Raw genomic sequence first — 25,178 nt, 5'->3', positions numbered from 1 at the left:
ATGAACAATAGATAGGCCTGAAGCAGCTCAATCTGCCCATCCGTAAACCAGGATGTGACCAAGCCAGACGGTAATTTAAAAAATAAATTAGAAATGAAAAAGAAGACAATACTTTTCGCCTCGTTGCTGCTGGGTGGGTTTTCGTTGATGGGAACCTTACCGGCTGCTGCAGCGGTGCGCGATACCATCAGCATCAACTGCGGATGGCAGTTCCATCGCGGAGATGTGAAGAATATCTCTGAGTTGAAATCAACCCAGGGCGGAGATGATGTGGTGAATCTGCCACACGATTTTCTGATAGGACAGAATTGGGTGGCTCCGGATGCCAGCGAACGGCCTGATAACAGCGATGCGGGCAGCAATGTACGCAGCCGATTGAGTCCACGTGGCTTTAAGGAGATGGGCATCGGCTGGTATCGCTATGAGCTTACTCCCAAGGCTGAATGGAAGGGAAAGCGCATCGTGCTCGACTTCCAGGGTATCATGCTGGTGGGCGATGTCTATCTTAATGGGCAGCGTGTCGGTGGTACCGATTATGGCTACCTGGGTTTTGACATCGACCTGAGCAAACTTCTGAAGTGGGGGCAGGTGAATGAAATTATTGTAAAGGCGGATACCGGCAAGCCTAATAATTCCCGTTGGTATACGGGTGGCGGTCTCTTCCGTGATGTCAACCTCATCGTTACAGACAAGAATCTTTACTTCCCGCGTCATCCGCTCTTTATCCGTACAGTAAACAATAAAGAGATCAAGATTCGGACGAATATCCTGAATCTGCAGAAGACGAAAAAGCCGCAGATTCCGGTGGAAGTCAAGATCCTGAATGCAGAAGGCAAGGTGGTGGCTCAGCAGAAGAGCGACCTCCACTTCAATGCCAAATGGAGAGACCGGGAGTATGAATTGCCTTCTATCTCTTTGGAAGATGCTAAGTTGTGGTCGCCGGATTCACCTTATTTATATACTGCCGAAGTGACGCTTTATGACAATGAGGGGAATATTGCCGACCAAATCAGGGAGCCGTTCGGTATTCGTACCATCGAAATGAATCCGGAGAAGGGCTTGCTCGTGAATGGCAAGAAGGTCTTGCTGAAGGGGTATGCCAACCATCATACCCTCGGTGCCTTGGGTGCTGCTGCTTATCCGCGTGCCATCGAGAAGCGACTGAAACTGATGAAAGAATTCGGAATGAACCATATCCGCACCTCTCATAATCCCTATAGTGAGGACTTTCTGAAACTCTGCGATAAGTATGGCATCTTGGTGGTGGATGAACTTTATGATAAGTGGCTCACCCAGTATGCCGGAGGCAGAGTGGAATGGGAGAGCCTCTGGCAGAAGGATATTCCGGAGTGGGTGAAGCGAGACAGAAATCATCCGTCAGTCATCCTCTGGAGTCTGGGAAATGAATTGCAGCAATACAGCAACCTGCCTTTTAATGATTGGGGCGTGACGGCTTATAAACTCCAAAAGGAATTGCTGCACCGTTATGACGATACCCGACTCACCACCGTGGCGATGCATCCCCGTTATCGCAACCTGGAGACTGATTCGATTCCTGCCGACCTGGCTGTGGCAACAGAAGTGAATTCTTACAACTACCGCTATATGTACTTCCCTGGTGATATGAAGCGTTATCCTGAAAAGACCTTCTATCAGAGTGAGGCGAGCGTGGCAGCTATGGGACCAAATTTCTATGAGATGGACCGCGATAAGGTACTCGGATTGGCCTATTGGGGAGCCATCGATTATCTCGGTGAGAGTATGGGATGGCCTGTAAAAGGATGGAACCAGGGTGTGTTCGATCTTTCTCTCCAGCCAAAGCCGGATGCTTATTTCGTGAAGAGTATGTTCTCTGAAGAACCTGTCGTGCATATCGGAATCATCGAAAAGTCGGGTGGTAACATCCAGTGGAATGGCATCAATGTTTCTGCCGGAAAGCTTTCTGAAAACTGGAACCGTGAGGCAGGCGAGAAGGTTTCGCTCTACACTTATACCAATGCAGATGAGGTGGAACTCTTCCTGAACGGTAAGAGTCTGGGAGTGAAGAAGAACAGCAACGACCCTAAGCTCCGTGCCCGAATCAAGTGGGACAACATCGCCTATGCTCCAGGCACACTTGTGGCTGTAGCTAAGAAAAACGGCAAGGTGGTGGCTCGTCATCAGATAGTGACTACGGGCGAGGCTGTTGCCTTGAAGTTGTTGCCTGATGCTGAAAACTGGCATGCTGACGGTAAGGATCTGATGCACGTTCGTGTCTATGCCGTGGACAAGAAGGGTAGAAGAGTGCTGAACGTGAAGGATGCCAAGGCTTTCGATAAGTTGACCTTCCAGGTGAAGGGCGATGCGAATATCGTGGCGGTGGATAATGGAAACATCACATCTGATGAACTTCATATCGGAAAGACCCAGTTGGAGAAGACCATTCAGCGCAATCTCTTCCAGGGTTCTGCCCTCGTGATATTGCGAGTAGGTGATAAGCCGGGAAAGATAGAACTCTCGGTAGAGGGAGAAAAAATGAAAGCTAAGAAGTTGGTTTTGAATACGAAATAAATATGAAAAAAGGTCGCCAGAATGCTGGCGACCTTTTTAGCATCATGACACACTTTTCGATATCATCCGCTATAATTAGTTGTTTTCCCTATAAAACTCGTCATTTTTTGACGGGTTCAAAATGATATTCCGCTATAATCGTGACGAATTCGCTATAATTTCGCTATAAATAGTTTCCGTAGTATTGGCAGAAGTTTCCGTAGTTACAGAGGGTGTTTCCGTAGTTGTTTCTGTAGTTACCGTTAAAATAATTATGCTTCGACTTAGTTTTGGGGCACTGTTTTTTTTATCGCTATATCCGTCGAAATACTACGTAACTGATATAGTTTCGACGGATTGGCTTAAGTTTCGACGGAAATGTATTGCTTTTCGTCGAAATTCGATGGATTATTACTGAGTCCACTTTAAAAAGTCATTTTTGATAATTTCTTCAAATGTAACCATCTGATAATCAAATGGCGTTTTGTAGGATAAAGAACCCAAAACTACTTTTTAAAGTGGACTCATTATTGAATTTTCGCATGTAAAGTTCCACTCGCCCTGAAAAGGCAGAAACTCCTAGGCCAGGAGCTTCTGCCCGTACTTGAACCACTCGCAAAACTTGACTTATGAATAATTCTGGCTAAAAATCATCTACTCTGTAGATGACAAGTTCCCTTGGGAGATTGATGATTTTCAACCTCTCGAACCAGAGCTTCATGGAAGAGCCTTGGTGGCGCTTTATATGGCTATTGATGATATAATAGTCGGCCTGGTATTCGTCCATCAGGTCAGAGAAAGCTGCCTTGATGCGCGAACACTTCTCGTTGATGGCATTATCAAGAGGGTTCGTCAGGCGATTCACTGTTTCTGTGATTTTATCGGGATCGATTCTGTTGCCGATTTTTCGGTAGAGGGCAAACAGTTCCTCACGATGATCCACCAGGTTCTTGAACTCTATTCCTTCCGGGTGATTCAGAAAGAGCAGATAGAGGGCCTTGTGGATGGGACTGAGCTGTACTTCCCTGTTTCCGTAGTCAGGGAGCAAGAAACGGTAATCTTCCGTGATGACCAGAGGACTGAGGGTTGCCCTTGCTGCCTCGATACGGAGCTGTTCCAATATGGGCACACTGATGGCTTTTAACAAAAGATCGGTTCTACCTTCTGCTAAAAGCTGGGTGGAAAGCGTCTTTACCTGAGCGGCTTTCTCCTCTGGGGTCATATTTCTTGTTTCTTCTTGCATACTGGTTGCAAAAGTACAAAAAGAATGAGAAAAATCGTTTCTCATCAAGAAAAAATCTTCTTTTGCAAGGCTTGCGTTTGATTTTTTATCGGGAATCTGATTCTTTATATGTATCTTTGTGCCCAAATTGAAATATAGAAATGATGAAAGAAGATTGGACTCCTATAGATTTCGGGCAGACAGAAGACACTACCAAGAACATCATCAAGGTGATTGGTGTGGGTGGTGGCGGATGCAATGCCGTTAAGAATATGTATGCAGAGGGTATAGTAAATGTGAGTTTTGCCGTCTGCAATACGGATAGTCAATCACTATCCAAGTCGCCTGTGCCGGTAAAGATCATGCTCGGAAAGAGTGGTTTGGGTGCAGGGGCAAATCCCGAAGTGGGAAGAAGTGAGGCTCAGAATACCCAGGAAGACATCAAGAAACTGCTGGACGACGGAACTAAGATGGTTTTTGTTACAGCCGGAATGGGTGGTGGAACGGGTACGGGTGCCGCACCTGTCATTGCCGGTATTGCCAAAGGGATGGGCATCCTTACCGTTGGTATCATCACCATACCTTTCTACTTCGAGAAGCGAAAGAAAATTGTCAAGGCTCTGCAGGGTGTAGAAGAAATGCGCAAGAACGTGGATGCCTTGCTTATCGTCAACAACGAGCGTCTCTGCGATGTTTATGCCGACTCCGAAATTACCGTAAAGGATGCCTTCAAACTGGCAGACAAGGTACTGAGCGATGCCACCAAGAGTATCTCGGAACTCATCACCGTGGAGGGAACCATCAATCTTGACTTCCGTGACATCGAGACTACCATCAAGAGCGGTGGTGGTGCTATCATGGCCATGGGTAGAGCCAGTGGTGAAGGAAGGGTTCAGAGTGCCATCAAGAATGCGTTAGACTCTCCTCTGCTCTATGGCAGCGATATCAGTAATGCCCAGCGCATCCTTTTCAATATCTACACTTCCAGCAAGCACCCTATCTTTGTGAGGGAGATGAGAGAAATTGATGCCTTCTTTGATGAACTGAACCCAGACATCAAGGTGATTTGGGGCCTTTCTGATGATGACAGTCTGGATGAGGATGCCAAAGTCACTATTCTGGCAACTGGTCTGAACAATGAGTTGGCCGAGGATATTCCTGAAAGTTCTTCTGTATCGAAGGATGAGGAAGACTATCAGAGAATCATCGACAAGCTCTATCATCCTATCAGAGACAACTTCCAGATGCTAGCAAATAAAACTGGGCAAAAGCAAGAAGCAGAATCTATAGATAACATCAATCATGATGCTACCGAGAAGGAAGCTACTATTGCCCATCAAGAAGAAGAGTCAGGAAATGAGTCTGGAGAAGAGCCTGCTAAGGTTTGGGTGGAAGACAATCCTCCTACAGCAGAAAACTCAAGAGAAGTTCTTGCTGAACCGCCTGTCAATAAGCCAAAGGCATGGACATTAGGCGGAAGAATTAAAAATGGGCTGAAGAAAATAGCAGAAGATCTGGACATCATCACCTACGATGACGAAAACTACAAGTAGTTGATTTCCCAATAGTCGTTGTTCTTCTGTCTTGATTTGATTAATCCGAATCGTTTTGAATACGAAATAAATACTAAAAAAGGTCGCCAGCATTTTGGCGACCTTTTTTAGTAGTATCCTTTGTTTTCTCTTTATTTTCTGAACTTCTTCTTAAACCATTGCAGGAATGATTCGTAAGCACTGATCTCTTCCTGATGCTGAGGCTCAGCGAAGGTAAGCTGGTCGCCGTAGGAATCACCATGCTGGTCGGGGAAGATAATCATCAGGTTGGTACCTGAGAAGTATTTCGTGATTTCTTCCGGCAAATGCTCCAGTGCTGTCTTGTAAGATACGGTTCCCTTACGGGCGGTTACTACCACGAACAGGTGGTCTGGAGATATCTGCGAAGCCAGCTGTGGCAACTCGTTCCAGTGAATCATCTGGGTATAATCGGCACGCACTTCCGAATGCCGGTTCTTGATATATTCATTGATGAGCGCCAGACTCTCTTCTCTGCCATGAAACTGGATGCGGCAGTCGAGATTGCCGGCAAGTCGGGCTAGGCGTTCCAACCAGCGGTAGAAACCCGGCTCAAACTCTGCTCTCGAAGGTACGGCTACCTGTATTCTTCTCAATGTATTCAACGGCTGTCTGATGCGTGCCATGATGATCTGTCGGCTCAATCCGTTGAAGAGACTCTGGTGGAATTCTCCCCAGAACTTCGGCGAAACCTCAGGATGCATGTGCATTCCGATGATAATCTCAGAACATTGGAACTCGTTGAAGGCATGCTTGATGCCGTTGGCGATGTTGGCTGCAATACGAACCTGGGTCTGCGTCATCACATCGGTGGCAGCAGCCAGCTGACTGCAATGTTCCAGAAGCCGTCTTCCCTGTTCCTGGTTGTATCGCATATCCTTGTCTTCATATACCACATTCAGGCAGATGAGTCCCCTGTTCAGTTTCTGGTTTCTCACCAGAAACGCCAGACTCATCAGGTTGTCGGCATATTCAGGATATTTCACCGGAACCAGAATCTTCTCATCGCTCACCTTCTTGTCGTCTTCCGCATCAGGCAGCTCCTTGTCTCTCAGGATAATCTTCTGCGAAGACCGGTCGGTAAGGATGGATGAGATGATGCAGGTAATCAGAATCATCATAACCACACCATTGAGCATATCATCGTTGACGAGGTAAGTGCCCGGTGCTACGAGCAGATGCATACCCACCATCACCATGGCGATACTTCCGGCAGCATGAGCCGAAGTGAGTCCGAACATCATGTGACCCGAAGAAAGTGGCAACCGGAAACCCAGACAGGCGATATAGGCTGCGATGGCTTTGCCCAGGGTTCCGAAGAAGGCGATGCAGAACACGACCCATAGAATATGACTGCCCTGAAACAGCAGATTGATATTGATTAGCATGCCCACACCTATCAGGAAATAAGGAATGAAGAGGGCATTGCCGATAAACTCGAGGCGGTTCATCAGTGGCGAAACATGCGGAATATATCTGTTTAATATCAGACCGGCGAAGAAAGCACCGAAAACGCCTTCGATGCCCACTATCTGCGAAAGTGCCGCACTCATAAAGAGCATTGAAAGTACGAAGATAAATTGCATCACCGCATCGCTGTATCTTCGCAAGAACCATCTTGTAAGTCGGGGAATCAGCATGATCATCACGCCACAATAGGCGGCAAACTTGAGGGTGAAGAATACCCAGAACAGTACGCCGTCATGCTTGCTGAACGATGCTACCAGTCCGGCAAGCATTATCAGGGCTATGAGCAGCGAAATCATGCTCGACCCCACACTCAGCGTAACGCTCGGTTTCTGTTGCAGTCCGTATCTCGAAACGATAGGATAGGCAATCAGCGTATTGGATGCCATGATGCAGCTCAGCAGGAAGGAAGCCTTGGCAGAGTAGTGGAGCAGCCAGATGCTCATGCCATAGGTGAGGAAGAACGGTATAAAACAGGTGAGCAGGCCATAGATAAGCAGTCGCGACTTGTTCTTTTTCATGCCTTCCATATCCATCTCCAGGGCAGCGAGGAACATGATGTAATAGAGTCCCACCTTTCCGAAGAGCTCAAACGAAGAGTCGCGCTCCAGGATATTCAGTCCGTATTTGCCTATGAGCACACCTGCCAGCACCATACCGATGATGTGCGGGATACGGAGTTTACCCATGATGATAGGGGCAAAGAGGATGATGAGGAGCACTACGAAGAATATCAACGTAGGGTCTGTGATAGGGAAGTATTGAGCGATATGGAACATAGGCTTTCTCCTTTTTTGTTATACTTAAAGAGGGATTTCTGCATCAGCATTCATCCCTCCCTTTCTGTTTTTGACTGCAAAAGTACGAATAAATCTTGAAAGCACAAAGTTTTTCTGCCCTTATCCTACAATCATGGTGATATTTTTGCAATTTGTGAACCCGAAAACGGGTGCACCGATGCCTATTGGCATCACAACCGATGAGAACGAAGTGTTTAATACACAGGGGTGGTTACTGCTTCCTCAAACTATACTTGCCGTGCTTGTCGAACACGAGCCAATAGAGCACTGGCAGGATGGTGGCGATGAGTACCATCGAGATAAGCGTACCGAAGAAGATAACGGCTCCCATTGGCGACCACAGCGTATTGTTCTCTACCATCATAGGCAGTACGCCTACCGAGGCGGCTGCCGATGTAAGGAAGATAGGGCGCATGCGGCGCTCGCCAGCCTGGAAGGCGGCTTCCTTTACCGATAACCCCTTGTCGCGGCGCAGTTCCTCGGCATAGTCGAGCATGATGATGCCGTTTCTTACCAGGATACCCATCAGGCTCACAATGCCTAATATGCAGGTAAGACTCACGTCGAAACCCGTAACCAGAAGGCCTATCGCTGCACCGAAGATGCAGAGCGACATGGACGAGAGATTCACCAGTGCCAGACTGATGCGCTTGAAATGGAAGAGCAGGATGAAGAAGATGATCAAGGCTGCAATCATCACGCCCGATGTAACCTGAGGAAGGGTTTCGGCATCCTTTTCTGCCATACCGCCAATCTCCCAATCAAGACTGGAATCTAGCGGGAGTTTGGATACTTCCTGCTTCAGTTCGTTGGCCAATCGGTTGGCATTGAATCCCCTTAAAGGTTCACCTATGATAGAGATGGTACGCACGCCGTTTCTGCGTATGATGCTGCCGTCGTGCCAGTCGGGCGAAATCTTAGCCAGCTGGCGGAGTGGAACGCTCGATGTTCCTCCCATCACGGGGATGTATTCATTGGCAAGGTCGCTGTCGTTTTCCGATTTCAGAACCATCTTCACCGGATAGTCGCCTTCCCAAAGGGTGGCCATCGGGATGCCATCGCCAAAATGAATGGCAAGGTCGGCAGAGAGTATGGTCTTGTTCACACCCAGCCGGTTGGCCTCGGTGGCATCTGGAGTTACCCTGATGCCAGGCAGGGGCTCTTCGTAGTTGGTACGAATCAGGTTGATGCCTTCTATCTTGTGCATGCAGGCTTCTATCTTCCTGGCGGCAGCCTTCAGGTCGCCCATGCTGTCGCCGCTCACTCTTACTTCGATAGGGTAGGTGGCGTTGTTGTAATCCATCTGCTTGAAGCGGATGTAGCAGTCGGGAAAATAGTTGGAGTATCGGTCGACATATCGGTCGAGTACCTCTTCTGTGGCATCGTTATCTACCGTATTCACGATAAACTGTGCAAAGTTCTCACCGCCAATCTGTGGCGCATAGGTGGTGTGGAAACGGGGTGAACCCTGACCAACAAACGTGGTTACGGCTGTTACCTGCGGGTCGCGCTGCAGAATGTGGGCCATAGAATCTGCCACCTGTGCGGTTCTTGCAGCGGTGGTTCCGCTAGGCAGATAGAACTCTACGGCAAACTGGTTTCTCTCGGCGATAGGCATCATTCTCTGCGGAAGATGTACGAAGATGATGGCTCCGGTGCTCACCAGCATGATGCCCACGGCGAGGGTGGTGCGTGGAAAGGCAAAACAGCGTTTCAGCAACCAGGTGTACCCCATCTGCAGATAGTCGAGTGGCTTTTTGCGTGCGTTGGGCTTGTGCTGGCTGCTGATGCCCTGGTGAATCACCATATACTGTAAATAAGGTGTGAGCAGCAGCGAAACCATGAGCGAGATGCTCAGGATGATGAACATGGCCCAGGGGAATGATTTTACGAAATCGCCCATGTCGCCATGCATGGTAAAGAGGAATGGGAAGAAGGTGAGCGAGATGCTGAGCGTGGCAGAAAGCACCGACATGAAGAACTCTCTAGGAGCGGCGATGGCTGCATGCCAGCGTGACATGCCATGGCCCAGCTTCTCCATGTAGTTGTCGATGATAACCACGGAATCATCCACCACCATACCCAGTGTTACTATGAGGGCAGCCAGTGTAACGGTGTTCAGCTCCATGCCGAAAAGATAGAATATGCCCAACGACGAGAAGATGGTGATAGGGATGCTGAGGGCTGATACCTCTGCCACGCGGCGCGGCATGAGCAGGATGACCACGATGATGACGGAGATGACCGATATGAGCAGCTCGCGCAGGAAGTTTAGCACCGATTCGCTTACCACCTTGCTCTGGTCGGTAATGGTATTGATGTGTACATCGTCTGGCAGGGACTGTTCAAAATCATCCATCATCTTGTGTACGTCTCTTCCCATCTTCACGATGTCGTTTCCCGGTCGCATTTCAATGGATAGGAGCACGCATTTGTTGCCGTTGCTCTTGATGTATTTATTCAGTTTCGGATATTCTCTTTTAATCTGTGCGATGTCCTTCAGGCGCACGATGTTGCCCTTGGGGTCGGAATATACGATTTGTTCTGCCACATCCCGCTCGTTGTTGTAGGAGTCGGTGATGTGGATGGGCAGGTTGAGGTTGCCCATCTCCAGGTTTCCGCTCACGGTGGTGAAGCCCTGCAGGGCAAGGTCGTTCAGAATCTTATAGGGGCCGATGCCGTATTTGGCCAGTTTGTTCTGGTCCAGGCAGATACTTATCTGTTCGTTTTCCAGTCCGTAGGTTCGCAGGTTCGAGATGGCATCAATGCGGCGCAGTCTGTCCTTCAGCTGGTCTATGTATGTATTCAGTTCCCTATAGGTTTTCTGCTTGCTTTCCATCGTGATGAGCAGGGCAGAGGTATCGGCGATGTCATCCACAGCCTGCAGGGCAAGGACACCCGTAGGAAGGGAGCTCTTGAAGGCCTGCAGGCCATGCTTGAACTTGCTCCAGAAGGCATCCCGGTCCTCCACGTCGTCGTTGAGTTCCAGGAACACGATCAGCATGCCGTCCTTACTCTGGGTATAGGTCTTTTTCTTGTTCACCTCCTTGTATCCGAAGATGAAGTTCTCCAGCGGTTTAGCCACCCGTTCTTCCACCTCTCCGGATGTAGCGCCCGGATATACGGCTACGCAGGCACCCTGCCTGATGGTGAATTGCGGCATCTCCTGCTTGGGCATGATGCAGATGCCGAGTATGCCTAGAAATACGAGCATGCCCATCAGAAGTATCACGATGTTGTGGTTGCACATCGCCGACTCGATGAACGAGCGCTTGATGATGCGGTTGGGCTTCCTGGTGATGCGTGCCTTGATGTGGTCGCGAAGGGCGGTGTCTCTCTCCGGCTTGTTTGTCTCTTGATTCATATCTTTTCCCTCCACTTTTTTTATCGGTTATCGCTTTTTGCTGTATCTACATTCATTCCTTCCGAAACTTTCTGCTGGCCATTGATGATAACCTGGTCGCCAGCCTTCAGTCCCGAAAGGATGACGATGCCGTCGCCTTCGAAATCGCCGGTAGTTACGGGTTGCTGATGTGCCTTTCCGTTTACCACGGTCCATACGAATCGGGAGTTATCTACATCCAGTTCAATGCTTTGTGGCGGAACGGTGATGTGGGATGGGGTAGCAGCGCTACCCTGCACCTGGGCGTTGCATACCATGCCTGGGAGCAGACGGCCCTGCGGATTGGTGATGCCCACCTTGACATCGTAGGTATGCGAGATGGGGTTGGCATCGATGCCTTTTTCTGAAATCGTTCCCCGGAAAATGGCACCCGAAAGAGCGGCTACCGTCAGTTTCACCTTGTCGCCCACGTGCAGATGAGATATTTCAGCTTCGGGTACGGATACCTTGGCGTTGACTTGTGCCACATTGGCGAGTTTCAGCACAGGCTGTCCGGGGAGCACGTAGGTTCCCAAGTCCACGTTCTTGGCAGCGATGACACCTGCAAAAGGAGCTGTGAGGGTAGAGTGGGAGAGTTGCTGGCGGGCGATGCTTTCAGCCGCCTTTGCCTGTTCCAGTTTGCTTTCTATCTCCACCCATTTCATATCCGAGATGGTTCCCGACTGGTGCAGGGGCAGGAATCTTCTGTAGGCATCCTGCGCCTGTTTCAGGGTGGTGAGTGTTGCCCGGTGAGCCTCCTTCACGGTGGTAGGGTTGATGGTGGCGAGCAGCTGTCCCTTGCTCACTCTATCTCCTTCTTCCACCCGTATGGAAGTGATGTTCCCGGCTATCTCGAAGCTGAGTGTAGATCCCATCTTTTCCTCGATGGTTCCCACATAGTCTTTCGTTCCCCCCAGATTTGTATTCCCCACGGAGATAGTCTCAACTTTCACGTTTTTCTTCTCTAGCTTCCTGGATTTTTCGGTGCATCCCGCCAGCATCATACAGCTGATAATGAATGCGACAAGCCATCCCGTTATAACATCTTTCTGTTTCATATTGATTACATTTTGTTGTTTTTTGAAAAGATAATGCAAAGGTATGAATTTTAGCTGAATGCATAGGAAAAATAGGATTAAAAAAATAAAAAAACAACCGAACAATCTACACCTTAGACCGAGGGTTGAGTCGATTACAGAAGACAATGTGGAGTCAAATTGCTCCATGACCCGAAAAAATCCTCCAAAAGGAGTGAGTTTCTCAGATTTAATTTGTATCTTTGCCATGTTATGTCAGAGTTTTGCTTGTTTTCTTTTCGCAACACTAAGATAAGTGAAAATTCTCACATGGCAAAATCCTGAGCAACTTTTTGTTGTTCTGGGGCTTAAAAGGTTTGATTTATAATAGTGTTGTGGAATTAAGGTTATAACAATATTATGACATCGTTATTCATATTGCAACTTGTATGTTGCGTCATTACAGCCATGCTGGCATTGCAATTAGCCATGGCAAGTTTGCAGGTGAGATGGAAGGTGTGGCGCTACGAAATATCAAGATGGCTTCTTGTTGCATCCATGCTATTCTTCTCCGTCCACTACCTCTTGCAGATGGTTCATGGACTCCGTGCACAAGGTACCGATGTGGGCGCAGCATTCAACATACTGTTCTATACCCCAGTGGCATTTGCCATCACTCTCTCCATCATCAACATAGAGAGTACAGGCAGCAAAGTGCGCCGTCATTGTTTGCGTAGTATGATGGCATATATACTCATCGCCCTAGTTTTCGTCATTGGCATATTCCAAAATCGTAGTTTGCACATTGGCAATATGCTCTATGTGATGCTCGGTCTTTTTGTGGCTAGCATGGCATATTTTATTTTTGTCATTCGCAAAGAAACAAATACCCAAAGGCAGAAGCTCATGGAAAATTTCGGAAGTGACTTGATTCCATACGTGCGCTATTCGCAAGCCAGCATCATTTTGCTATACCTCACTGCTGGACTCCTGCCTGTAGCAATCCTCTTCAATACCTTATTATATATAATAGGTCCCTTGATGTTACTCTCTGTCATCTTTTTCGTCCACACTTTCATTGCTATGGGCTATTACATCACACCCAAAGGAGTCATTTCTGATGAAAATGATGCAGAGGCAAAAGTCACGGAAGCAGAAGACATAAATGACGATAAGAACACTCATAGCACAAATATCTTGACAGCTAATAGAAAGATGGAAATAGAATTAGCCCTCAAGAAATGGTGTGAAGAGGGATGTTATAAGGACTATGAAGTTAGCATCTATTCGTTAGCTACCAAGTTGGGATACAAGAAAATCGAATTGACAGAATACTTCAATCAGTCAGAATACACCAATTTTAGAACCTGGCTTAGCGACATTCGCTTTAATGAGGCAGTTCGCATGATGAAAGCCAACCCCGAATATAGCATTGACGCTATTTCCACAGAGTGCGGTTTCTCATCCCACACATGGATTTATCGTATATTCAAACAGAAAACGGGCATGTCACCTAGCCAATGGCGCCAACAGTTTGCCTCCATCTAAATATGAATTTTTGTAATTTTACATTAAATACTATTTAAAAAGTAGTAGTTTTCCTAGGAAAGCTACTACTTTTTTTGTGGAAAAGCTACAACTACCATAGGAAAGCTACTATCACTTTCAAAATAAAAAAGCTATTTTTGCAATCGAATCAATAACATAACAGATAATGAAAATGACAAGAGCAGAACCAACCATTTCAATTTCAGATGAAAATCTCATCATGATTGTTGTAGTGATCGTGACTGTGATTATCATAGTGTTCATCCTTGTGATGATACGCGACTACCGTCTCTATCTTGGGAATCATTGGAAAAAAAAAATCAGTTTCGCTGATTTCGTCAAGCAAGAACAATTCTATATTTATATACTGTTGTTCTTCCTTCTTTTGGTAGGTTCGGAATTGTTGTTACAAAACGAGTATTCATTTTAAAACAATAAATAATTATGAAAAAATCGTATCTATCATTATTCATCCTCGCAATAGGAGCGGCGATGTTTACTGCTTGTTCAGACGATGACAACAATGGGGAAAACGGAAATCCCAACATTCCTCTGGCAGAACTATCCAAGCCAAAGGCAAACCCTTGGCTGGCACAAGAGGAATACAGCATCACCCATTTCAATTCGGCTCAGACCGATGCTTTCACTGCAAAAGTAAAGGACGGCACGTTCTATGCCGACCTGACGAAATGCAAGACAACAAGCAGCGGTCCTGTGAACCTCATGACGCTCGCATCCACTTCCCCAAAATATATGTGGGGAATGAGCAGCGACAGAGTGTCTATCATAGACGTATCCAACGGCAATTTTGAAAGACTCGCAGAAGCTGGTTTGCCTGGAATAACAATGAAGAATCAAGAACAGCTCAATATCTTGACATCCAGCTACTCGTCTTACTCAGAACTTGCAACAGCCGTAACCGGAGTGCTAGGTGCTGCCCCACAGATGTCTATAGCCAATGGAAACTATGTGTTGTGCGACAAGGACAACTATGTATATACCAATGCTGGACATATCATGGCAAGATACAAGCTGAAGAACCCAAATAATCCGAAGGATGGCATAGAACTAGACAGTCAGATTAAGCTCACACCGTATATCAACAACTCTTACACGCTGGTGGGAGCTACCATGACATACGATGGACATTTGCTCGTGGCGGCACAGAATGCTCTTGTTGTACTCAACCGTGAGTTGACCACGGTAGAAGATACCTACCCACTGGCAAGCACCCAAATATTGACGAACTCAATAGCAGTGGATGAGAACGGCGGGGTATATGTGGCAAGCAACGCCAAGGAGGCCAACGGCAAGGGACTCATGCAAAAGCTGATATGCAAGAATGGAAAGTTCTCTGACAGCGAGAGCGATGGAGCATGGAAAGCCGAGTATGACGGAGGTCCAATGGCACCATGTATCAAGCTCGGATATGGTACAGGAGCAACCCCTACACTAATGGGATTTGGCAACGACGAGGACAAACTCGTAGTGCTAACAGACGGAGCAAAGAGAATGAAACTCGTAGCTTTCTGGCGTGACGCCATACCTGCCGATGCCAAGCCTGTAGATTCCGGCAACAAACGTTTGGCAGGAACGTTCGACATAACGTGCGGATTACCAGCCTCTACCGAATGGGTACAGTCGGAGCAATCCGTAGTAACCGCAGGATACGACGCTTTTGTGGTGAACAATATCAGCCAGACAACGGAAAAGATAAACGACAAGATTATAGGCGTGCTGGCAATCGGTCCTACCATAGAGACTCCTAGAGGTGTTGAATGCGTGAGCTGGAACACAAAGGAGAACAAGTGGGAGGCTAAGTGGACACGTGCTGACGTCAGTTCACCAAGCATGATTCCTGCTGTAAGCACATCGTCTGAAATGGTATTCGTAAGTGGATGGAACGATGCCACAGGATGGGAAGTAACCGGACTCGACTGGCGCACCGGCACCACACGCCACCGCACAATCCTAGGCAAAGACAATCGGGCCAATGGAGCATATGCCATCATACAGTTCTTTGACAATGGTGACTTACTCTACAACTCGGTATCTGGACCGTTCAGAGTGGAAATCAAGTAAAACAGAGTGAGAACAAAAAGTATATTAATTTAAAAAAACAGGAAGTATGAAAATCAAGCAAATTATCATGACCTCATTGCTAAGTTTTATCACGGCAATGACATTCATCGCATGTTCCGATGACGACAGCAACAACGATATAAAAATCCCTACCGTGTCACCTAAGGAGCAATGGGGCGCAACCCTGAAAGGTGATGGTGAAGTTCTCGGAGCATACCCGGACTTATATTCCAATTATTGGGAATACACCTATGAGATAGATAAAAACAGTGACAAGATTCTATGCCTGAAAGGAGAATATCCTCATTGCAGATATTTCAGCATATCACTATACAATGATAAGACAGGAGACGTTTTTGCAGGCATCGATGACCAGGACATCTCGGCAGATAACGGAAGCACGAATCCTTTCGTCGCAACCACTTCTGGAAAGAACTATTTCACCCTCTATGTGGTGCCAAACGGAACGTCACAAAGCGTAATAGACAAACTTGGAGAGAATGTGGTGAAAGTTAAAGAAGGTGTGAACAAAGTAGCTGTAGTTCTCAGACATTACCTGGGCACTACTGCCGATGGAAGCCAAAAAGATGAATACGCAGGAGTAGAACTGCCAGCCATCACTGCACTCGACATGAACTTGCATGAGACCTACGTGCCAGAACACGTTGTATCAAATGTCTATAAGATAACATCGAAGGTGTTTACACAGAAATCCGACGAAAACAGGGAGATGCCATTCTTCCTTGCTCCAGTTAGCATGTACTATCCAAACAACTCCACGGCATACCTTTATGGAAGAACGCACTTGCGCGAGGACTCTGTGCTCACATTCTCCTTCATACCGGCCACAGTGCCAACAAAGCCTGAGGAATACAGAAAAGCTGTGACACGTTACTGGTCTATCTGCATTGGCTCAGCAAGCGACACACGCTCATATATGTCTATATATGATGCGAAGGCTCGCTATGCCGATGGCAAGAAAGCAACATTTGTGGTTTGCCTGAAAAAGAATCCTAAGCTATCAGCCATACAGAGCAAGGTGAACGAAATGAATGCCAACGGAGAATATGTCAATCTCTTCGTTTGGGACAGTGAGAAAAAGAACATAGACGGCAATCCTATCGGAGAGATTGTGGCTGTCATGTACAGGAACATTCTTCCAGACAGGAAATGGATACACTCCATCGCAACCATGACACCTACTGCTTACAAGGATAAGACTGGCGAACCTATCGACCATGTGACCGATCCCGACAAGCAGCTTGCTCACAAAGCTCTTGGCGACTATGGACCACTTGGTGTAAAGGTAAGCAACGATGATTTCTTGCAGTAATGACCCCAAAGGCACAAAAAAAGGGCTAGCCCATTATCAGGACTAGCCCTCCGTTTTAATTATTTTCTAGGGTGCAATGAAATGTCATCCCGAAAGCTGCTTAGCACGTTATGAGTGATTACTTTACCTCAATGTGCTTAACATCGTCTTTCTTCTCCTCCTTGGCTACCTTAGGAATCTCAATCTTCAAGACACCATCGCTGACCTCAGCAGAAATCTTCTCGTGATTGGCATCCTCTGGTAAAGCATAGCTCTGAGAGTAGCTGCTGTAAGAGAATTCACGACGCAGGTAATGCTCTTCCTTCTTTTCCTCCTTCTTCTCGTTCTTGTTCTCGATAGATACATTCAGATAACCATCCTTATCAATGTTCATCTTGACCATATCCTTCTTCAAACCAGGTGCAGCAATCTCCATGGTGTAAGCTGTAGCATCCTCCTTGACGTTGACTGCAGGAGCAGTGGCGTTCATGTGTGGCATCAATTCAGTATCGAAGAAGTTGTCATTAAACCAACTATTCAACCAATTTGAAACACTATTATTTCTACGAGCTAACAACATAATGTAAAACCTCCAAATTATATTTTTCTCGTCCTCTCTTCGCCTTCTGGCTCTGTCGGGATTTCTAATTGTTTATTAATTTATCCTTTTTCTTAATGAACGCTTCGGCTTTCAGGACTCAAGGATTTCGAGAAACCCTCAAATGCCATTGCTTAGGGTTCTTAACGTTCCCCTTGCCCTTTCGGCTTCCGCTTTCATCTTAGGTATTAGCAAGTTATGTGCCAGGTGAATTTTTATATCAGGAGTGAACGGTTTTTGCCAGAACTGGCAATAAATGCTGCAAAAGTGGCATGAAAGTATAATTAATTTAATCATTTCTGCCAAAATATTCCGTTTTCCCTCCTCAGTTGTTCCCGTCTGTTGCTTGAAGAACGAATGTATGTTAAACTTTTAATGAGAATACTTTTTCAAGTGGACTCTATCCTTTCAAGTCCTTATCCACCATGGCGCAGACACAGGAGTCTGACCATACATTCTCTGCCGTCTCTACCATGTCGATAATGGTATAGATTGGCAGGATGATACCCATGATGCCGATAGGAGCATTGATGCCGGACATCAGAGATAGGGTCAAGAAATAACATCCCATCGGCACTCCTGCATTACCCACTGCTGAGATAACTGAAATGAAGAGCCAGAGAATCATCGTAGTCCAAGGTAAAGGCATTCCTCCATTCTGCATCAGGAATAAAGAGGTTACGAGGATAAACGCAGCGCAACCATTCATGTTGATGGTAGTACAGATAGGCAATACGAAGCGGGAAACCTGATTGGAAACTCCCAGTCTGTCTTCTGCCGTCTGCATCGTCACCGGCAACGTAGCAGCAGAACTCTTTGTAAACAGAGCCATTAATACTGCCGGCATCATCTTTCCCAATGTACGCACAGGATTCAAGCCTCTTGCCAAGAGGAAGAACGGAAGGATGATGAAGAATTGAATGACATTACCTCCCAGGATAACAGCTACGTACTTTCCTAGAGAAGCCATCACGATACCCGCAGAGAACTGGGCTGAGAGTTGTGCTGCAAAGGCAACGATACCCAGAGGCAGAGCCCAGATTAATCCATGAATGAGCATGAAAAGCAGATCCTGTAATCCAAACAATCCCTTCATCACGACTTCTTTCTTATCGCTTGATGGCATTTTGGTTAAAGCAATACCTGCAGCTGCAGCCAAAATCAGGATGGAGAGTACATTTCCGTCGGCAAACGGCTTGATGATATTGTTGGGTATTACCCCAAGAATATGGTCATAATAGCTGGTTTCTCCCAGCTTTTGGGGAACATCTGCCATACCGCTCTGTACCAAGGCTGTAGGTAAATTGCCTGGAGAAACGATGTTGTAGAGCACCAGTCCCACTGCTGCAGCTGCTATCGTCGTGAGTAGGGTGTAGGTGATGGCGTGGCGGAATATCTTACCGGTATCTGCCTGGTTGCCCAAGGATGCCAGGGTTGTGATGACTGCCAAGGCTATGGTTGGTACTGCCAGAAGCTGGAATAAGCGGGTATAGACCGTGGCGATGAAATTCATCAGGCCATCCAGCCAGCTGATGCCGAACATACCTAAGATTGCGCCTACTATCAAAGCGCCAATCCATAGTGCCAACTGTCGGGTTTGCTTATTTTTCACTCCTTTTTGCTTACTGCAGCCAGCATTGCTATCCGGCTGTCTATTTCCAATATTATTCATTGTTTCTACCATGATTTTAAACTATTATTTTCAAAAGGCAAAGGTATTATTTTTTTTCCTTGTCAGCAATCCCACAAATATGGTATTTTGCAATCTCGTTATTTTTTTCGGGCTATTCCTTTGCTTGTATCATTATTTTTTGTAACTTTGCCGAAAGATTTTAAAAAGGCAGCAATATGAAATATCCTATCGGCATACAGAGTTTCGAACAAATCATAGAAGATGATTATGTTTATCTCGATAAGACGGCATTGGTCTATGACTTAGTGACTAATGGTAAAATATACTTTCTGAGTCGTCCTCGACGATTTGGAAAGTCATTGCTCGTATCTACCTTGAAATGCTATTTCGAGGGTAAGAAGGAACTGTTCAAGGGGCTTGCCATCGACAAGCTGGAGAAGGAATGGAAGCAATATCCTGTATTTCATCTTGACTTTAATGGTAATAATTTCACTAATCCTGGAGAACTTGAGGTCATATTAGAAAACTTTGTTGCATCGCAAGAGATGATATATGGTAAAAGTCCTTTCAGGGATTCCTTAGGAGGCCGTTTTGAATATGTATTGAAAGCTGCTCATGAGAAAACAGGACTTCGTGCCGTGGTTTTAATTGATGAGTATGATAAGCCAATATTGGATGTGCTTGATACACAAATCAAAACATCAATAAAGGGTGAAGAACGGTTGTTAGAAGATTGGAATCGTGAGGTCTTGAAAGGTTTCTATAGTGTCTTCAAGGCTGCCGATGCTAATCTACAGTTTGTCTTGCTCACGGGTGTCACCAAGTTCTCGCAAGTAAGCGTGTTCAGTGGTTTCAATCAGCCTAACGACATCAGTATGGACGAGCATTACGAGGCACTTTGTGGAATTACGGAAGATGAATTGTATTCTACCTTTGATGAACAAATCAAGGCGATGGCCGTGAGATACAAGACGACGGAGGAAGGGATGAAATACAAACTGAAGAGGAAGTTTGATGGTTATCACTTCAGTCCTAATATGCTTGATATCTATAATCCTTTCAGTATCTTGAATGCTTTGAGCAAGAAGATTCTGGCAGATTATTGGTTCCGCACCGGTTCGCCAACCTATCTTGTTCGCCTATTGTCTCATTTTGATGAGAACATCAATGAGATGGTGAACAGGTTTTATCCTACGAGTAGTTTCATCGATTACAAGGCGGATGTGGAAGCACCGTTGCCGATGATTTATCAGAGCGGTTATCTTACCATTAAAGATTGGAATATGGATACCGATTCCTATCTCCTGGATTTCCCGAATGATGAAGTGAGGAGCGGTTTCCTGACGCTGGTAGCTTCCAGTTATCTGAAGCCATCGAAGTCAACGGATGCCTGGGTTATTCTGGTAATAGATGTGATGTCGAAGGGAGATTGCCATCAGTTGGAGAATCTGATGACATCCTTCTTTGCTAGCATTCCTTATAACCAGCGTCGTAAGGACGATGAGCGAGAGAAGGAGCGTTATTTTCAATACACCTTCTATCTCGTATTGAGAATGATCAGCTGTTTCACGGTGTTCATCGAAAAGCAGCAAAGCGAAGGTAGGGTAGATTGTGTGGTTGAGACCCAGAACTATATCTACATCTTCGAATTCAAGCGTGATGGTTCGGCTGAAGAAGCCCTGAAGCAGATAGAGGATATGGGCTATGCCAGGGAATATGCAGCAGATGGCAGAAAGATTTATCAGATAGGCTGCAACTTCTCGTCGAAGACGGGAACCATTGATGGGTGGAAGATGAAGTAGGTAATCTGTAAGAATAGCCCGAAGATGTAGTGATGTGGCGTTGTTAAGAATGAAACTTTTTTACATTAGCTTGCCTGAGATTCTCGTATTTTCAGACGCTTATTGTTTCTTTGAGAATATCGCAAATATGAAGAAGAATAGAAACTTATTGATAATCAGATGCTTGTAATTTCTTAACAAGAAGATGCCGTTGAGGAAAATCTATAGTTGTACGACTATAACCCCTATAGTTGTACAACCATAACTCTGCAGTCGTACAACCATAGCATGTATAGTCGTACAACTGTAACTTTATAGTCGTACAACTATAGGTCTTGTTCTTAATATAGAGCAGAAAACAAGGAATCCCAGCCTCTCAATCCTCTTGTTTTTATCGCTAGATTCCAAACTTGTAGGTATATGAATTTTGGTTATAAATATTGACGGGAGGTATGATGTTAAAAGATAAGTGTTATGAGAACAGTTCAAGATTATATAGCAATAATAAGGCAAAATAGTTCCAAGATTACTAAAGATTTTGGAATCAAGACCTTGCGCATTTTTGGTTCCGTATCACGAAATGAGCAAACAGAGCAAAGCGATTTGGATATTTGTGTAGAAACAGAAACTCCTAATCCTTTTTTATTGGCCGACTTGAAAGAATTCTTAGAGGGATTGTTCAAGTGCTCAGTTGATGTAGTGCGTATTCACAAAAACATGAATCCTTTCTTTAAATCAAGAATTGAACGGGATGGAATCTATGTAATACGATAAAATAAAGATTTTCTCTTATTTCTTTGGCGTTTACACTAGAATGTTGTATCTTTGCAGCTGTAATTTGAACTAAAAATGGAGGAATAAAGAATGAATACAACAAAGTTAACAAGAGAAGAAGCGTTGCGTCGTTGGAATGCTTCTAAGGAAACCAAACGTAAAATGGTTGAAAAGCTAGAAACCTTGGTAAGGAATAGTTGTCTTGAACGTACAGGTAAAGAACCTATTGGGATAGAAGTATGGTAGTCGAAACTTTGTCTCTAGACACGATAAATGCCAATTCTCCTTATGAGGTCAAGTTGGCAGATGCTGGTGATACGTTGTGTTTCATTACAGATTACGATGCAGAAATCTTTGTAACATTTGAGAGAGACGAATTGCTTCATGAAGGTTTGGTTTACCAGTTTGGTATCTCAAATCCTAAGAGAGTAAAGTCGCCTCGTGACCCAAAAGTGCGAGAGACTATTCTTGCTATCGTTGAAGAATTCTTTGCTAAGAATCAAGCTGCATTTCTTTATATCTGTGATACGAGTGGTGGAATGCAGAAGATGCGTAATCGCTTATTTCAATATTGGTTTGGAATTTATGGAGAACGCGAGGAATATGTTTTTCTACCTCAGACGATAACAGATGAAGAGGGGAATGATAATTATGCAGCTCTAATAATTCGTAAGGATAATCCTCAGTTTGCGAATTTGGTAAGCGAGTTTATGGCGACTGTCAATTTGCTGAATGCTAAACCTGAGGAGTACGAAGAATGATTTGTTGGCAATAAGGCTGTATAAGGCAGATGAGTCACCGTTTTCGATAATTTATCAGAGCGGTTATCTCATCATATGTTGCATATATCTCTGCACAGTTTGTATGGTTTGCTTCTAATATACTGAGTTTGTGGGGAGATTTGCAAAATCTAAAGTAGCACATGATGGAAAAGATTATTGTTGACGTTGTGTGGTGCGACAGAAATTATGGCGGTTCTCTTGGTAGTAATGTACCTGGAGCGGTGGTTTTTACAGCGCCAAACTTTGATGCTTTGCAAAAAGAAGCAAAGGATAGTTTGGAGTTTCATATTGAAGGTCTTGTGGAAAATGGGGAAGATGTTCCCGAATGGCTGAAGAATGGCGATTATGAGTTCGTGTATAATATTATAAGGTAAGATTAGTTGTGTGTCCTATTTTTGTAAAACGGATGCTTGATGAATATTGTCAAGCATCCGTTTCCAGTCTCAAAGGAGTAGAATTTGATCAACTATGGATAGTGGATGCTTTGTATATAGTCTAATTATACACTTATATAATAAAAGAACCATTCTAGTTAGCTGTTTAGACGAGAGGGGTGGCAGATTCTGTTGATGTAAAAGTAGGAAGTTTCTGTCAATGATGCCTCTTTTTTAGTAGAATATCCTAAATCAAAGGGAGTATTTGGGTTATTTTAGCCCAAATTAGCAGTCTGAATACATTTTTTTAGAAGTTCTTTCTCTTATTTGATGGAAAATATGTATCTTTGCAGCGTCGTGGACCACGTTGTGTCATCTTAAAAGAATGCGCTATTGGTTTGGACACTACATAATGTAAAAGCGTCATCGATGCTTTGTCTTTAGGCTTCTTGAACCTAGGAAATTCAAATCGCTTGCTGAGGACAATGTCAGAAATGAATGTTACGGGTATGCAAAATAACAATGTATCCCGGGGTGTGTGCGTGAGGGTATATTATATCCTCAAGGCACACTTTTTCCGGAGGTATATGCTACATACTAGCGTAGGCAGACATTCTACAAGTCAGCAAGCAGGTTTTCCTAGGACCGAAGAGCCAGACGAGTAGTGATGGAAGCCTACGTTTTTCGTTTTGTAGTTATCATTAATTTAAGTTTTATTCTTTTCTGAGGTTTCGAGAAGGTATTTAAGGACATATAAAATGGAGAATACCAAGATGGAAAATCCTTTCACAATCAACGTAACATACAGCTATAAATCTATTGTTCGTTCATTTCTTCTTTCAGAAGAAAGCTATCTTTATAAATACTTTGTTATGCACAATCATGTAATAACCCGAAATAATAAGCTGTGTAGAGAAGGCGACACTCAGTTAGATGAGCAAATTAAAAAACTAGTCCAGAGTAATATCGAGAAACAAAATGATTATAAGCATGATGGACACCCAATGGATATTATAGTTTGGAGAAATGATAAACCAGTATATTTCATGAAGAATTATTTTTCAGAAAATGAGATACAAGAAATAATAACTAAAATATTAAAAAAATGAAAAGGTTATCATCTTTGTTGCTTGCGTTATGGATTACTTCTATCTGTTTCGCAAAATCAGCCCTCCCAAACTACGAATACGATATAGTAGGAGTAGCGATAGCGAAGGAAGGATATTACTTAGTAGAGGTATCTGCATTGGTAGATAAAAAGAAGGAAGCAACGATTGATGTTGCGAAGAAGTGCGCTATCCTCGGTTGCTTGTTTAAAGGATTTGCTGTGGAACGATTTTTCCAAAAGCCAATCATTTCTTCTCCGTCTCAAGCTGAAGAACATTGTGAATACTTTGACAAACTGATAAGCGAACAATTCGATACATATACGAACACAACTCAACCCATTCAGATAGTTAAAGTGGGAAAGCGTTTTCGTGTAAAGGCTATTGTTGTAGTCGCCAAGGAAGCGTTAAGAAAAAATCTCGAAAATGCTGGTATTGTAAGAAAGTTAGGTTTATAAAAAACTAGGAGATATGAAATTAAGACTCATTTATACATTCTTAATGTTCGTAGTGGCATGCACTGTTTTTGCCCAAGGTAAGAACCCGAAAATCATGGTCGTTCCAATGGATACATGGTGTCAAGAGCGCGGTTTTTGGAATGTGTATGAAAATCAAGGAGAAATTAAAGGAGCACCTAATTATGAGCAAGCCGTGCAGGATAGCAGGGAACTCATGTTGGTAATCTCTAAAATCAACTCTCTCATGTCTGATCGTGGTTTCCCTCTTGCGGATTTGTCACAAACAATCAAGAATAATATAAGACGGACTGCAAGGAATACTCTTACAACATCGAAAACTTCAGGTAGTTCTTTGGTTGTTACGGCTCTTGATGAGCTTAACCGACAGGCAAAAGCAGATATTCTTATCGAAGTTGATTTTTCCTACAATACTGTAGGACCGAAGCATAGCGTAACATACAATTTACGAGCACTAGATGCTTATACGGGCAAACAAGTTGCGGGTGTAGATGGTACTGGTACTCCAACATTTACCTCGGAAATCCCCGTATTGCTGGAGGAGGCAGTAGTGGGTCATATGGACAACTTTATTTCAAGGTTGCAAGCTTATTTTGACGACTGTAGAGAAAATGGACGAGAGGTCGTTATTGAAATTGGAGTATTTGATAACGGATCTGGGATTAATCTTGAGAGCGAATATGGTGGTTCTGAACTTTCAGAAGTTATTGAAAATTGGATGGCTG

General features: G+C 44.8%; 19 protein-coding genes and 1 pseudogene. 13 read left to right on the top strand and 7 right to left on the bottom strand.

Going from position 1 to position 25,178, the window contains the following annotated elements; genetic code table 11:
* Positions 1-93: 93 nt before the first annotated feature.
* Positions 94-2,550: a glycoside hydrolase family 2 TIM barrel-domain containing protein gene (locus KSW37_RS08820; RefSeq protein ID WP_217314180.1), complete on the top strand. Its 2,457-nt coding sequence runs from the start codon at positions 94-96 to the stop codon at positions 2,548-2,550.
* Between the two features lie 622 nt (positions 2,551-3,172).
* On the opposite strand, the gene KSW37_RS08815 is transcribed toward KSW37_RS08820, so the two are convergent.
* Entirely contained in the window at positions 3,173-3,772 is a 600-nt protein-coding gene (locus tag KSW37_RS08815; RefSeq protein ID WP_217314181.1) for a hypothetical protein, read from the bottom strand.
* Between the two features lie 140 nt (positions 3,773-3,912).
* On the opposite strand from KSW37_RS08815, the gene ftsZ reads away from it, so the two are divergent.
* On the top strand, positions 3,913-5,304 hold the full coding sequence (ftsZ, locus tag KSW37_RS08810) for a cell division protein FtsZ (protein WP_217314182.1): 1,392 nt from the start codon (positions 3,913-3,915) through the stop codon (positions 5,302-5,304).
* A 131-nt stretch (positions 5,305-5,435) separates the two neighbouring features.
* Here the strand turns inward: ftsZ and KSW37_RS08805 are convergent, their stop codons facing one another.
* The 4 genes and pseudogenes from KSW37_RS08805 to KSW37_RS16000 form a co-directional block, all read right to left on the bottom strand.
* Positions 5,436-7,568 (bottom strand): cation:proton antiporter, encoded by a 2,133-nt coding sequence (locus KSW37_RS08805; RefSeq protein ID WP_217314183.1) that lies wholly within the window; start codon positions 7,566-7,568, stop codon positions 5,436-5,438.
* 232 nt (positions 7,569-7,800) lie between these two features.
* A complete protein-coding gene (locus KSW37_RS08800; protein ID WP_217314184.1) occupies positions 7,801-10,953 on the bottom strand; it encodes an efflux RND transporter permease subunit in 3,153 nt (1,050 codons plus the stop codon).
* 20 nt (positions 10,954-10,973) lie between these two features.
* Complete coding sequence (locus KSW37_RS08795) at positions 10,974-12,029, bottom strand: efflux RND transporter periplasmic adaptor subunit (protein WP_218417509.1); 1,056 nt, start codon at positions 12,027-12,029, stop codon at positions 10,974-10,976.
* Between the two features lie 96 nt (positions 12,030-12,125).
* A pseudogene (locus KSW37_RS16000) lies at positions 12,126-12,257 on the bottom strand (IS1380 family transposase); the annotation flags it as partial.
* Between the two features lie 150 nt (positions 12,258-12,407).
* Between KSW37_RS16000 and KSW37_RS08790 the strand changes: the two are divergent.
* The 3 genes from KSW37_RS08790 to KSW37_RS08780 all read left to right on the top strand — a co-directional run bounded on the left by KSW37_RS08790 (position 12,408) and on the right by KSW37_RS08780 (position 16,950).
* A complete protein-coding gene (locus tag KSW37_RS08790) occupies positions 12,408-13,535 on the top strand; it encodes an AraC family transcriptional regulator (protein WP_217314185.1) in 1,128 nt (375 codons plus the stop codon).
* Positions 13,536-13,979: 444 nt separating this feature from the next.
* Positions 13,980-15,617 (top strand): hypothetical protein, encoded by a 1,638-nt coding sequence (locus KSW37_RS08785; RefSeq protein WP_217314186.1) that lies wholly within the window; start codon positions 13,980-13,982, stop codon positions 15,615-15,617.
* Between the two features lie 46 nt (positions 15,618-15,663).
* Complete coding sequence (locus KSW37_RS08780; RefSeq protein ID WP_153122299.1) at positions 15,664-16,950, top strand: hypothetical protein; 1,287 nt, start codon at positions 15,664-15,666, stop codon at positions 16,948-16,950.
* A 118-nt stretch (positions 16,951-17,068) separates the two neighbouring features.
* Here the strand turns inward: KSW37_RS08780 and KSW37_RS08775 are convergent, their stop codons facing one another.
* Both KSW37_RS08775 and KSW37_RS08770 read right to left on the bottom strand, forming a co-directional pair.
* Positions 17,069-17,509, bottom strand: a complete 441-nt coding sequence (locus tag KSW37_RS08775; protein ID WP_153122300.1) for an Hsp20/alpha crystallin family protein — start codon at positions 17,507-17,509, stop codon at positions 17,069-17,071.
* A 418-nt stretch (positions 17,510-17,927) separates the two neighbouring features.
* The gene (locus tag KSW37_RS08770) at positions 17,928-19,139 is read right to left on the bottom strand and encodes a dicarboxylate/amino acid:cation symporter (protein WP_367397499.1); all 1,212 of its coding nucleotides are present in this window, start codon (positions 19,137-19,139) and stop codon (positions 17,928-17,930) included.
* A 236-nt stretch (positions 19,140-19,375) separates the two neighbouring features.
* Here KSW37_RS08770 and KSW37_RS08765 point away from each other — a divergent pair, with 236 nt between their 5' ends.
* The 8 genes from KSW37_RS08765 to KSW37_RS08730 all read left to right on the top strand — a co-directional run.
* Positions 19,376-20,962 (top strand): ATP-binding protein, encoded by a 1,587-nt coding sequence (locus KSW37_RS08765; protein ID WP_217314188.1) that lies wholly within the window; start codon positions 19,376-19,378, stop codon positions 20,960-20,962.
* Between the two features lie 453 nt (positions 20,963-21,415).
* Positions 21,416-21,715 (top strand): nucleotidyltransferase family protein, encoded by a 300-nt coding sequence (locus KSW37_RS08760; protein WP_022120702.1) that lies wholly within the window; start codon positions 21,416-21,418, stop codon positions 21,713-21,715.
* Between the two features lie 90 nt (positions 21,716-21,805).
* Positions 21,806-21,961, top strand: coding sequence for a hypothetical protein (locus KSW37_RS08755; protein ID WP_006848289.1), 156 nt, complete (start codon positions 21,806-21,808; stop codon positions 21,959-21,961).
* Positions 21,955-22,476, top strand: a complete 522-nt coding sequence (locus tag KSW37_RS08750) for a DUF6169 family protein (protein WP_217314189.1) — start codon at positions 21,955-21,957, stop codon at positions 22,474-22,476. Before KSW37_RS08755 ends, KSW37_RS08750 begins: the two co-directional genes overlap by 7 nt.
* Before the next feature lie 161 nt (positions 22,477-22,637).
* Complete coding sequence (locus tag KSW37_RS08745; protein ID WP_217314190.1) at positions 22,638-22,871, top strand: type II toxin-antitoxin system HicB family antitoxin; 234 nt, start codon at positions 22,638-22,640, stop codon at positions 22,869-22,871.
* Positions 22,872-23,629: 758 nt separating this feature from the next.
* The gene (locus tag KSW37_RS08740) at positions 23,630-23,980 is read left to right on the top strand and encodes a hypothetical protein (protein WP_217314191.1); all 351 of its coding nucleotides are present in this window, start codon (positions 23,630-23,632) and stop codon (positions 23,978-23,980) included.
* Positions 23,977-24,435: a hypothetical protein gene (locus KSW37_RS08735; protein ID WP_217314192.1), complete on the top strand. Its 459-nt coding sequence runs from the start codon at positions 23,977-23,979 to the stop codon at positions 24,433-24,435. Before KSW37_RS08740 ends, KSW37_RS08735 begins: the two co-directional genes overlap by 4 nt.
* A gap of 13 nt (positions 24,436-24,448) precedes the next feature.
* Positions 24,449-25,178 (top strand): DUF6175 family protein (locus KSW37_RS08730; protein WP_217314193.1); only part of this gene is annotated, 730 nt, incomplete at its 3' end.

Source organism: Segatella copri, assembly GCF_019127135.1.
GTDB lineage: Bacteria > Bacteroidota > Bacteroidia > Bacteroidales > Bacteroidaceae > Prevotella.
The sequence above is the reverse complement of the archived record's forward strand: the minus strand, read 5'-3'. Positions and strand labels throughout refer to the sequence as shown.

Bases quoted from the DNA above. Each gene is read 5' to 3' on its own strand.
- KSW37_RS08765 (WP_217314188.1), top strand. From the start codon at position 19,376: ATGAAATATCCTATCGGCATACAGAGTTTCGAACAAATCATAGAAGAT.
- KSW37_RS08740 (WP_217314191.1), top strand. From the start codon at position 23,630: ATGGAGAATACCAAGATGGAAAATCCTTTCACAATCAACGTAACATAC.
- KSW37_RS08745 (WP_217314190.1), top strand. From the start codon at position 22,638: ATGATGGAAAAGATTATTGTTGACGTTGTGTGGTGCGACAGAAATTAT.
- KSW37_RS08815 (WP_217314181.1), bottom strand. From the start codon at position 3,772: ATGCAAGAAGAAACAAGAAATATGACCCCAGAGGAGAAAGCCGCTCAG.
- KSW37_RS08775 (WP_153122300.1), bottom strand. From the start codon at position 17,509: ATGTTGTTAGCTCGTAGAAATAATAGTGTTTCAAATTGGTTGAATAGT.
- KSW37_RS08805 (WP_217314183.1), bottom strand. From the start codon at position 7,568: ATGTTCCATATCGCTCAATACTTCCCTATCACAGACCCTACGTTGATA.
- KSW37_RS08735 (WP_217314192.1), top strand. From the start codon at position 23,977: ATGAAAAGGTTATCATCTTTGTTGCTTGCGTTATGGATTACTTCTATC.
- KSW37_RS08800 (WP_217314184.1), bottom strand. From the start codon at position 10,953: ATGAATCAAGAGACAAACAAGCCGGAGAGAGACACCGCCCTTCGCGAC.
- KSW37_RS08795 (WP_218417509.1), bottom strand. From the start codon at position 12,029: ATGAAACAGAAAGATGTTATAACGGGATGGCTTGTCGCATTCATTATC.
- KSW37_RS08785 (WP_217314186.1), top strand. From the start codon at position 13,980: ATGAAAAAATCGTATCTATCATTATTCATCCTCGCAATAGGAGCGGCG.
- KSW37_RS08760 (WP_022120702.1), top strand. From the start codon at position 21,416: ATGAGAACAGTTCAAGATTATATAGCAATAATAAGGCAAAATAGTTCC.
- KSW37_RS08820 (WP_217314180.1), top strand. From the start codon at position 94: ATGAAAAAGAAGACAATACTTTTCGCCTCGTTGCTGCTGGGTGGGTTT.
- KSW37_RS08790 (WP_217314185.1), top strand. From the start codon at position 12,408: ATGACATCGTTATTCATATTGCAACTTGTATGTTGCGTCATTACAGCC.
- ftsZ (WP_217314182.1), top strand. From the start codon at position 3,913: ATGATGAAAGAAGATTGGACTCCTATAGATTTCGGGCAGACAGAAGAC.
- KSW37_RS08755 (WP_006848289.1), top strand. From the start codon at position 21,806: ATGAATACAACAAAGTTAACAAGAGAAGAAGCGTTGCGTCGTTGGAAT.
- KSW37_RS08780 (WP_153122299.1), top strand. From the start codon at position 15,664: ATGAAAATCAAGCAAATTATCATGACCTCATTGCTAAGTTTTATCACG.
- KSW37_RS08750 (WP_217314189.1), top strand. From the start codon at position 21,955: ATGGTAGTCGAAACTTTGTCTCTAGACACGATAAATGCCAATTCTCCT.